The organism is Oleiphilus sp. HI0117 (assembly GCF_001635235.1).
The window spans coordinates 1-8807 of the sequence record NZ_LWGA01000100.1 but is presented as its reverse complement, the minus strand read 5'-3'; the positions used below and the strand labels follow the sequence as shown (position 1 = coordinate 8807).

The 8807-nt window shown below is 44.2% G+C and carries 11 protein-coding genes and 1 pseudogene; 9 read left to right on the top strand and 3 right to left on the bottom strand.

Annotated features, from left to right (window positions below; translation table 11 throughout):
* Positions 1–44: 44 nt before the first annotated feature.
* From A3757_RS01455 to A3757_RS01435, 5 genes are all read left to right on the top strand, one after another.
* Entirely contained in the window at positions 45–839 is a 795-nt protein-coding gene (locus tag A3757_RS01455) for an AraC family transcriptional regulator (protein ID WP_068552843.1), read from the top strand.
* Positions 840–989: 150 nt separating this feature from the next.
* Entirely contained in the window at positions 990–1607 is a 618-nt protein-coding gene (locus A3757_RS01450) for a methylamine utilization protein (RefSeq protein ID WP_082865046.1), read from the top strand.
* Between the two features lie 20 nt (positions 1608–1627).
* On the top strand, positions 1628–2338 hold the full coding sequence (locus A3757_RS01445; RefSeq protein WP_068507687.1) for a DUF3034 family protein: 711 nt from the start codon (positions 1628–1630) through the stop codon (positions 2336–2338).
* 173 nt (positions 2339–2511) lie between these two features.
* Positions 2512–2829 carry a tetratricopeptide repeat protein gene (locus tag A3757_RS26070; RefSeq protein ID WP_068507689.1) on the top strand — a complete coding sequence of 106 codons (318 nt, stop codon included), beginning with the start codon at positions 2512–2514 and terminating at the stop codon, positions 2827–2829.
* Entirely contained in the window at positions 2826–3170 is a 345-nt protein-coding gene (locus A3757_RS01435) for a hypothetical protein (protein ID WP_068507691.1), read from the top strand. Before A3757_RS26070 ends, A3757_RS01435 begins: the two co-directional genes overlap by 4 nt.
* A 155-nt stretch (positions 3171–3325) precedes the next feature.
* On the opposite strand, the gene A3757_RS27995 is transcribed toward A3757_RS01435, so the two are convergent.
* Both A3757_RS27995 and A3757_RS01430 read right to left on the bottom strand, forming a co-directional pair.
* On the bottom strand, positions 3326–3412 hold the full coding sequence (locus A3757_RS27995) for a hypothetical protein (RefSeq protein ID WP_368664562.1): 87 nt from the start codon (positions 3410–3412) through the stop codon (positions 3326–3328).
* Positions 3413–3421: 9 nt separating this feature from the next.
* Positions 3422–4222, bottom strand: a complete 801-nt coding sequence (locus tag A3757_RS01430) for a hypothetical protein (protein ID WP_068552838.1) — start codon at positions 4220–4222, stop codon at positions 3422–3424.
* Between the two features lie 251 nt (positions 4223–4473).
* Here A3757_RS01430 and A3757_RS01425 point away from each other — a divergent pair, with 251 nt between their 5' ends.
* Genes A3757_RS01425 through A3757_RS01415 form a run of 3 tightly spaced genes read left to right on the top strand, consistent with a single transcriptional unit; the run spans position 4474 to position 7307 of the window.
* Positions 4474–4704 carry a FeoA family protein gene (locus A3757_RS01425; RefSeq protein ID WP_068552836.1) on the top strand — a complete coding sequence of 77 codons (231 nt, stop codon included), beginning with the start codon at positions 4474–4476 and terminating at the stop codon, positions 4702–4704.
* 21 nt (positions 4705–4725) lie between these two features.
* A complete protein-coding gene (gene feoB / locus A3757_RS01420) occupies positions 4726–7047 on the top strand; it encodes a Fe(2+) transporter permease subunit FeoB (RefSeq protein ID WP_068552834.1) in 2322 nt (773 codons plus the stop codon).
* Positions 7044–7307, top strand: coding sequence for a FeoC-like transcriptional regulator (locus A3757_RS01415; protein WP_068507697.1), 264 nt, complete (start codon positions 7044–7046; stop codon positions 7305–7307). Before feoB ends, A3757_RS01415 begins: the two co-directional genes overlap by 4 nt.
* Positions 7308–7328: 21 nt before the next feature.
* Here the strand turns inward: A3757_RS01415 and A3757_RS01410 are convergent, their stop codons facing one another.
* On the bottom strand, positions 7329–8327 hold the full coding sequence (locus A3757_RS01410; protein WP_068507699.1) for a putative solute-binding protein: 999 nt from the start codon (positions 8325–8327) through the stop codon (positions 7329–7331).
* Positions 8328–8580: 253 nt separating this feature from the next.
* Here A3757_RS01410 and A3757_RS27435 point away from each other — a divergent pair.
* Positions 8581–8807, top strand: a pseudogene (locus A3757_RS27435) (hypothetical protein); the annotation flags it as partial.

Sequence of the window (8807 nt, the reverse complement as noted above, 5' to 3'; positions counted from 1 at the left end):
CTTTCTGATTTAAATTATGTACTTTCGGGTAAGATATGTTTTGGATGAAAAAAACGCTTATAAGAGGGGCGATAAAAGAACATGCACATAATATGCATGAGTTTCTCGTCTGCTTGAGTGGGGGCTTATTAATTGAAGATAGTCTAGCAACATATACACTAAAACAAGGAAGCGCGATCTTTATTCCTTGTAATATGGTGCATAAAATTACCATTTTTGATGGCGAGTCAGCATGTAGCGAAGTACTGCTTGCTTGTATCAAACCCGCCACACTCGACTTAATGCGTTCGCCATGCAATAACGACTTTATAGAAAAACTAAAGCAAGAAACGACACTGTCTCATTCCAATAATGATCAGGGCGACAATCTAGAAAGATGCATTCAAGAAGTTGATGCACTCTCGATGTCACCTTCTCTTTTGAACCAATCATTTGCGGAAAACTGCTTTATAAAAATGCTGCTTCTACATATGGAGAGGCTGCATCAAGACACAGCTCTTTCTAAAATCAGTTTCGATCATATTGATCACATTACTGCATGGGTCAGACGGCATTATGTCGAAGATATCAATTTAGATGATTTGAGCAAGAGGTTTTCAGTATCTCGGAGCCAGCTTACACGAAAATTCAAGCAGAAGTATGGGTTCAGTCTAATTGAGTTTGTTCTGCAACTGCGTTTCGATGATGCTGCAAAGCAACTCGCGTTTTCTAAAAAGGACATTACTCGCATTGCCCTAGACATAGGATTCAATAATCTCAGTCACTTTCACAGGCAGTTTAAAAAACGTTTTGGCATGACGCCGCTTTCTTTTCGTAATATGACCGCTCAATCGAGTTAGACAATTGCTTAGCCAAGTATTTATAACAAAACAGAGTTTCATCACATGGTCTAGACTGTTCGTTCTAAACTCTAATAATGTTGCCAGTTAGTTTTATTTTCGCTTATGTCTACAAATCTTTATACATTCGATCGGGGTTTTATCTTCATCGTGACATGGCTGTCATTTAATATCTGTCAGGCTGCTGGAATTGTCGATATAACGCTTCAAGATCAAAATGGCCAAGCACTTGTCGATGGTGTCGTTTATTTTCAAGTCGAATCTGAATATGCTTCCTTGTCTGGCAATAAGCGTATTCCATCGAACTTGATAATGGATCAGAAAAATAGGCAATTCGCCCCTCATGTATTGATTGCTCAGGTCGGTGATTTAGTGAGCTTTCCGAATAGCGACAATATTAGACATCATGTTTATTCGTTTTCAGAGCCAAAGCGCTTTGAAATAAAGCTTTACGCCGACAAGCCGGAATCTCCTATCAAGTTTGAAACGCCAGGCGTCGTGGCACTAGGGTGCAATATACACGATTCAATGCTTGGGTATATTTTGGTTATAGATACACCTTATGCAAGCAAAACAGACAGTAAAGGTCGAGCGAGTTTGGCTGTGCCGGAAAAAGTGCCATCAGAGTTTTTTGTATGGCACCCTCTGTTAAAAAACACTGCAAAGCCTCTTAAGGTGTCTGAGTTTGATGTGAATTCTCCACAAACCGTAGTCATTGAGATCAAATCAACGAAAAATACTAAGTTTAATAAGAAGCGCTGGCGCTGACGACCAAGTGAGATAGAAGAATGAATTATGCTCCGAAATTCTGTATTGCATTAGTAATTTTGATCTTGTTTTTTACAAGCTCTGTTAATGCAGCGGGTAGTAAGTTATTGGGTACTTCGGGTGTTACCTCTATCGAAGGTAGTGCAGGAGGAGGTTTAATTCCTTGGGCGCCGTTAGGGGGGTACGCTACTAGAGACGAGCTAGGTTTCAGCATAGTCGCAAGTGAAGTGGACGTTGATGATTATAATATGAGCGTGCACGGAGCTTTGATTAATTTTCGAGACCGTATCGAATTCAGCTTCGCTCATCAGGACTTTTATGTTGATGCATTATCGCAATCGGTGAGACAAAATATTATTGGTCTGAAGGTTCGACTTTTTGGCGATTTGGTTTATGACACATTACCGGTAATCAGTATCGGTACACAGCAAAAAAGACTCATTGATGCGGGTGTGATCAATCTTGTTGGCGCTAAAGATAGCAGCGGAACTGATTTCTATCTAAGTGCTGCAAAAGCGTGGATCGACGGATTGTTTCATCATACTAGCTTTGTGAATGCGAATATTCGCTACAGTAATGCAAATGAACTCGGTTTGCTCGGTTACGGCGGCGATAATGCAAGGTCTAAGTTTTTATTCGAAACAGCGCTGGGCGTTTTCGTCGGTAACAACGTTGCTTTGGGTGTTGAGTTTAGGTTCAATCGATCGCAGATGAGCAAATTTCTAAACTAGTTCTCGAGTATGAGCATCGTTTACAAAGCTTTGAGGATCAGCTCAGCCAGAAAAGTTCAGACATTGATGATAACCGAAAAGCGCTGGCGCTTACGCAAGAGGTTCAATCTCTTTGGCTCAGGGCGGGACAAGATACAAGCCCCAGCAATCGAATCTCAAGTTATGATGACATTTTGAAGATCAAGCCCGATGACTGTGAAGCTTTGACCTACAAGGCGGATGCGGTATTAGAAATCAATGAGCCACAATGGGCCGCAAACCTATGCCAGCAAGCTTTAGAGCTTGATCCTGACAATGGACATGCATTTTATCAGCTTGCCTGTGCTTATACGGCACTGCAGCAATATGAGGAGGCGCTTTCCTATTTATCTAACGCAATTGCTAAAAGTGATAGCTATCGAGATGAGGCTACTAAGGATGACGCTTTAAAAGCGTTGCGTACGCACCCTTCGTTTGAGGAAATGATAAAAAATACACTAGAAGATCTATGACAGCCGGTATTCTGAGCCTTAGAGCAAATAGCTTCCTGTTAGTTGTAGCAATGCTGCTGGGTTCAACATTTTGTGCGTCTGCGCCAAAATATTCAACGCTGGATATATATCAGTTGAGTAGAGAAGTGTCCGCGCAAACTGGCTATACCATTATTTTTAGTCCGCGAGTTAGAAGTCAAACAAAAGTTTCGATGTTGCTCAGCAAGAAAATTAATCCAGAGAGCCTTTATAGTATTTTTTTATCAGTGCTTAACGTTCACGGGTATGCTGCTATTCGTGATGCAAATCTGATCAAAATTGTACGAGAAAGGAAGGCTCGGTATATGTATTCCAGTGACTAAAACCCAAACCACATACTTTACCTATTTGTCGTTCCGTGAACCGTTAAGGTGAGGTGTTTCTAAGCAGTTTTATCTTTTGAAACTATTATTTGCGTATACTTAACAATACAGAAATGGTGAATTTATATTCAAATATGGTTTGACTTTGTTTTGCATTAATAAAACCAATACTTGAGCAGCACGCCTTGTGGTGTATCTCGCCATTGCCGTGTGACAAGGAAGCCTTGTATCGAATCACTCATGTAAGAGGCTTAATGAACCAAGTCATTCAGTCGGCGTTCTGTGATGATCAGGGAGATCATTTTCTTCATTTTGTCTCTAACAATCTCGGCTTCTTTATGGAGTTGCTGATTGCGCTGCTCCTTATTGTCGCTCAGTGTTTTCAAGCTTAGGCTTGGCTGGTACCGTGCAAAGCTCATATACAGCTTGGGAATCTTCTTTTTGACCGGCTTGGGAATACTAAGTGTTCTTGAATGCTTAATCGTCTCGTGCATATGTTGAGGAAGCCACTTGAATAGAGGCTCTAAGCGTCGGTCTAACTTAATTGGCATGGCCCAGCGATCAGAGCCGTGATGGACGGCGATTAAAACCGGGCACTGGTTAACGAGTGCCAGCTCAATAAAGCGAGGGCTGAGAAAAGGAAGCACCGCAACGCCGTCGCCAAAATTACACAGCTCGCCCTCGGGCATAATAACGCAATCAGTAAAGCCTTCTTCTTGTAATAATACACAGGCTTCATCAAAACCTACTCCGTGGTTAATCTGCGTGAGAAAGCTAAGTAATTGTTTCGCGATGGGCAGCTCGTAAAACTTTCGCCAGGTGATACCGAAGGGCGAACGCTTCTCTCCACCATGCTTTTGCATGGAATCTGCCAGGCCAACCAAACCTGCCAGCGCACCCATCATCGGCCCATGATTTAGCGCGATAATTAAACGCGGCTCCTGAGCCAGAATCGTATCAAGGTCTTCAGAGGACTTCGCTATTACGACATCTTTGATATAAAGCGTTTTGAGTAAGCGTTTAACGAAGTGGAAATCTTTGACGGTTCTCATAGAGTGCTTCGGTTTTGGTTTAGAGCTTCTATTCTAACCTCAATTGGGAAAAGGGTTGAGAAAATTTTCGCTCTCTCTTTTATAACCAATAGGAGGTAAGTCATTACCTACTCTTATCAGCCTAAGCTTGCCAATAATTGATCTAAGTCAAACGAGATTGATTCCTATTAAGCTTCAATGGTATTCATTAAGTTCTATTGATAGCCTTTAGATACGAATCATTCCTATTATTGTTTGTGAGGTGAATCTTGATGACGCAAAGCTTAAGTATGGATCGATTATCAGAAGGTCAGAACGCAACCATTACACAGATCAGTGGCGGTAAAAGCCTTGCCAGAAAAATGATAGGGCTTGGTTTGCGTGTGGGTGGTGAGGTCTGCTTGCTCCAACGTCGCCGACACGGTTTGGTTCTCGCAAATCGTGGAACGAGAATCGCCTTGGGCGATAGTATTGCCCGTCATCTTAAAGTTTCTCCTTGCTAGCAGCTTCAGAGGCCTAAGCCTATGTTAACCATCGCTCTGGGTGGCAACCCTAATTGTGGTAAGTCAGCCCTTTTTAATCAATTTACAGGAATTAGACAAACCACAGGTAATTGGCCTGGCGTAACGGTTGAGCGCAAAGCAGGGCGAACAAAGTTGCTAGGAGACGAGGCAAACGTTGTCGACTTGCCAGGTATTTACTCGCTGGATGCATCGTCTCTGGATGAAAAAGTTACCCGGGACTATCTTCTCTCTGCCGACGCTGACCTGATCGTTAATGTGGTTGATGCCTCGAATCTTGAGCGTAACCTCTATTTCACTGTGCAATTACGAGAAATGGGCGTTCCAGTGGTCGTGGCGCTGAATATGATGGATGTTGCCCGCAAGCGTGGCATTAGTCTCGATGTTGAACGCTTAAGCGAAGCCTTATGTTGCCCGGTGGTGCCTATCGTCGCCGTGACAGGGGAAGGCTTGAAAGGTTTGGCTAGCGCGATCAAGTACGAGTTAAGTTCCAGCGAGCAGAGCTCAATCGAGCTGGTACATGAAGACTTGGTTGAGCAGGCAATCCTATCCGTTTCCGGCTATCTACCAGCTACTGTTAAAGCAAACGAACAACGCTGGGTCGCGACTAAGCTTTTGGAAAATGATAGCGCTGTATTGGGCGCAATTGAATCGGCTGGTCAAAAAGAGCTGCTATCAAGGGTTTCCCATTGGCAGAGCAAGATTGAAGAAAGAACCGGGGAAGACGTCGACATACATATTGCTGATGGGCGCTTTAATCATGCACATTGCTTATCGCAAGAGGTAATAAAGGAAGCTGGTGTCGTGGGCAAGAATCTATCTGATAAGATAGACCATATTGTACTCGGGAAGCGCTTGGGAATCGGTATATTCTTACTGGTTATGTATGCGATGTTTACCTTTACGATCAACGTTGGCGGTGCCTTTATTGACCTCTTCGATATGGGCGTGGGTGCAATTTTTGTTGATGGCACTGCGCATCTGATGGGGCTGCTTGGCTTGCCTGAATGGAGCAAGGTGTTTTTGGCAGATGGTATTGGAGGGGGCATTCAGGTTGTCTCTACCTTTATTCCTATTATTGTTTGCTTGTATTTGTTTTTATCCGCACTTGAGGATAGCGGCTATATGGCACGCGCAGCCTTTGTGATGGATAGAGCTATGCGTAAGATTGGTCTGCCAGGTAAAGCCTTTGTACCGATGATCGTTGGTTTTGGTTGTAATGTTCCCGCTGTCATGGCGACGCGAACCCTCGAAAACCAGCGAGAAAGAAAGCTTACTATTTTGATGAATCCTTTTATGTCATGTGGTGCGCGTCTACCTGTATACGTATTGTTTGCGGCGGCCTTCTTTCCTGACAATGGTCAAAATCTAGTGTTTATTCTTTATTTGGCAGGTATTGCTGTTGCTGTTCTAACGGGTTTAATTATGCGTAAAACCCTTCTTCAGGGCGAAAGCAGCGGTTTTATGATGGAGCTGCCTCCTTATCACTTGCCCACCTTAAAAGCCGTATTATTAAGAACCTGGGATAGAGTAAAGCTTTTCATCCGCGATGCCGGGAAGGTGATTGTTCTGATGGTGCTGGCGCTAAATGTGCTCAACTCGATTGGCACGGACGGCTCTTTCGGGAATGAAGATTCTGAAGACTCGGTCTTAAGCGAAGTGAGCAAAACGCTTACGCCGATGTTCTCTCCTATGGGCATTAGTGAAGAAAATTGGCCTGCTACGGTTGGCATCTTTACCGGGGTCTTAGCTAAAGAAGCCGTTGTGGGCACCTTGGATTCACTATATGGGCAATTAGCGAGCGAAGGTGAAGCGCAAGAGCAGGGCTTTGATCTGGGAGCTAGCCTGAGTGAAGCATTGGCAACAGTACCGGAAAACTTTTCTGCTATAGGGGATATGCTGTTTGATCCCTTAGGCTTAGATGTGGGCGATATCAGCAATATCGATGCCGCCGCTGAAGCACAGGAAGTGAGCCGTGGAACCTTTGGCGAAATGGTCGAACGTTTTAATGGCCAAGCAGGCGCTTTCTCTTATCTGCTATTTATTTTGCTCTACTTTCCTTGTGTGGCGACGATTGGTGCAATTGTCCGCGAAACCGGGCGTTCCTGGGCGGGCTTTGTTGCATTGTGGACAACAGGTGTCGCCTACTTTAATGCCACCGCGTTTTATCAACTTGCGACCTTTACTCAGCATCCTATAAGTTCTGCCGCACACTTAGCCGTTATTTCAGCCTTGTTTGCTCTGGTCATAGTGGTTTTAAGAAGACAGGGCGATGAGGATGAAGCTATCGCGTCCAAGCTTCAGCCTGAGGGTGCTTTATTATGATTTTGTCTGATATAAAAGCGTATTTGCAGCAGTGTCAGCAGGCGAGTCTGGAAGATATCGCTTTGCACTTTGACAGCAGTGTCGAGGCCGTTAGAGGGATGCTGGATATTTGGCTTAGAAAAGGGCGGGTAGAGCATTGTCTGGCGAATGATATTTGCGGAATATCATGTCGACAGTGCGACTCGCCATCGATGCAAATCTACCGCTGGAAGGGGGGCGAGTCTTCGTTAGCAACGATCCCTCTCAGAATGTGTGACTAGTGCTATCGTAAGGCGAGTCGATTACTTAGGCATGATGCACTCTTCTCGATGAGGAGAGGTATGGCAGCGTATTTTCCATAATAAGGATAAAGCGCGGGCATCAAAGCGATCTGTAACCTTAAGCGTTAAACGAATATTCTTGTAGAAATCCTCTAACTCATCTTTGGTCGACTGGTCGGTTCTGATCCAATATTTTTTGGGGATCTGTTTTTCGGCATTGTTAATAAGGGTGGAAATATTATTCATCCGGTTAACAATATAGTGGCGCATTTTAGTACCGAAGTCTTCGCTAAACTCAGACTTGATAGAGATAGCCTGGAGCATGCCGTAAAACAAGCGTATATCAAGAATTCCCCCTCGCTCGCCAAGACCTTTATATAGTTCGAAGGTGTTATAGGCTAGCGCGGGCATGAGGACGATATCCAGTCCTCCATTGTTAAAATGCTCAGAGAAATTTGAAAGTGTCACCTTGATAGGAACCGCCCCCGAGAGTTCTGCAAACATGCGCGTTTGGATGTCGCCATTTAGCACCGCAAGAGTTTTACCCTTAAAGTCATTGATTCCTTTAATTTTCTTGTCGTTTACGAAAGCGAACATGGAGCCAACGGGTAGTGAAGCGACGACTTCATAGTCACCGTCCGACATTAATTCAACGGCTTTTGGGGAGGTAATGGCTGCCAGAGTTTTATGAAGTTTTCGTTCCGAGGTAATGCCGCCAATGGCATCGAGAGTGCCGGCAAATTGTACAAAGTCTCGTGACAGAATTGCAGTAACGATGCCGATATCACACTTACCTTCCTTAAGATCTGAAGCCACAAGATTTTCATCTTCATAAGCAATAAATGACAGGTCGAGCCCCCAGGTTTGGGCAATCGGGGTAAGGTCTGAGAAGAATGCAATGACTGGGCCGTTCTGGCCAACTGGGTCCCATGTGCAAACAGTTTTCTGCTCGAGTTTTGCTGAATGAGCGCTGACGCAGAAAAGAGAAAGTAGCGATATAATGAAAAATCTAGGGAACATTGTGAAAAGCAGTCCGTATTTGCTTCGGTGTAAAAAATATAGGCGCTATTGTATCGCAGCATTGAAAGCTATGCAGTGAATCAGGTCGAATTCTTTGCTTAACGACGAAAGAGACTTTATATCCGTTTCACAACTATGACTTAAAGCACTTAACAAATTACAGAGGAAGGTTTAAGGTTCCGCGCTATAGACTTGGAGTAAGAGAATCTCCTGGCGAGTGATGTAATATGGATAGAATACGCAAGAGGTATGGATGAGTAGGGCTGTTTCGAGTATCAAGGGTCGCTGTATGCGCGAATGCAGGAAGAGTCTTCGTCTTGTTATATATTGCGTGTTGGCTTGTGCATCCTCGTTGGTTGGTGCCGAGCCTCCCGAAGGGCTGGACTTTATTGGTGGCTATTATGAGAAAGGTGAGTATAAGTGTTATGCGGAGCCTTGCTTTACAATTCATAAAGGAACCGAGGCAGCTGCTGCGAAAGA

Bases quoted from the DNA above. Each gene is read 5' to 3' on its own strand.
- A3757_RS01455 (WP_068552843.1), top strand. From the start codon at position 45: ATGAAAAAAACGCTTATAAGAGGGGCGATAAAAGAACATGCACATAAT.
- A3757_RS01445 (WP_068507687.1), top strand. From the start codon at position 1,628: ATGAATTATGCTCCGAAATTCTGTATTGCATTAGTAATTTTGATCTTG.
- A3757_RS01435 (WP_068507691.1), top strand. From the start codon at position 2,826: ATGACAGCCGGTATTCTGAGCCTTAGAGCAAATAGCTTCCTGTTAGTT.
- A3757_RS27995 (WP_368664562.1), bottom strand. From the start codon at position 3,412: ATGAGTGATTCGATACAAGGCTTCCTTGTCACACGGCAATGGCGAGAT.
- A3757_RS01430 (WP_068552838.1), bottom strand. From the start codon at position 4,222: ATGAGAACCGTCAAAGATTTCCACTTCGTTAAACGCTTACTCAAAACG.
- A3757_RS01425 (WP_068552836.1), top strand. From the start codon at position 4,474: ATGACGCAAAGCTTAAGTATGGATCGATTATCAGAAGGTCAGAACGCA.
- feoB (WP_068552834.1), top strand. From the start codon at position 4,726: ATGTTAACCATCGCTCTGGGTGGCAACCCTAATTGTGGTAAGTCAGCC.
- A3757_RS01415 (WP_068507697.1), top strand. From the start codon at position 7,044: ATGATTTTGTCTGATATAAAAGCGTATTTGCAGCAGTGTCAGCAGGCG.
- A3757_RS01410 (WP_068507699.1), bottom strand. From the start codon at position 8,327: ATGTTCCCTAGATTTTTCATTATATCGCTACTTTCTCTTTTCTGCGTC.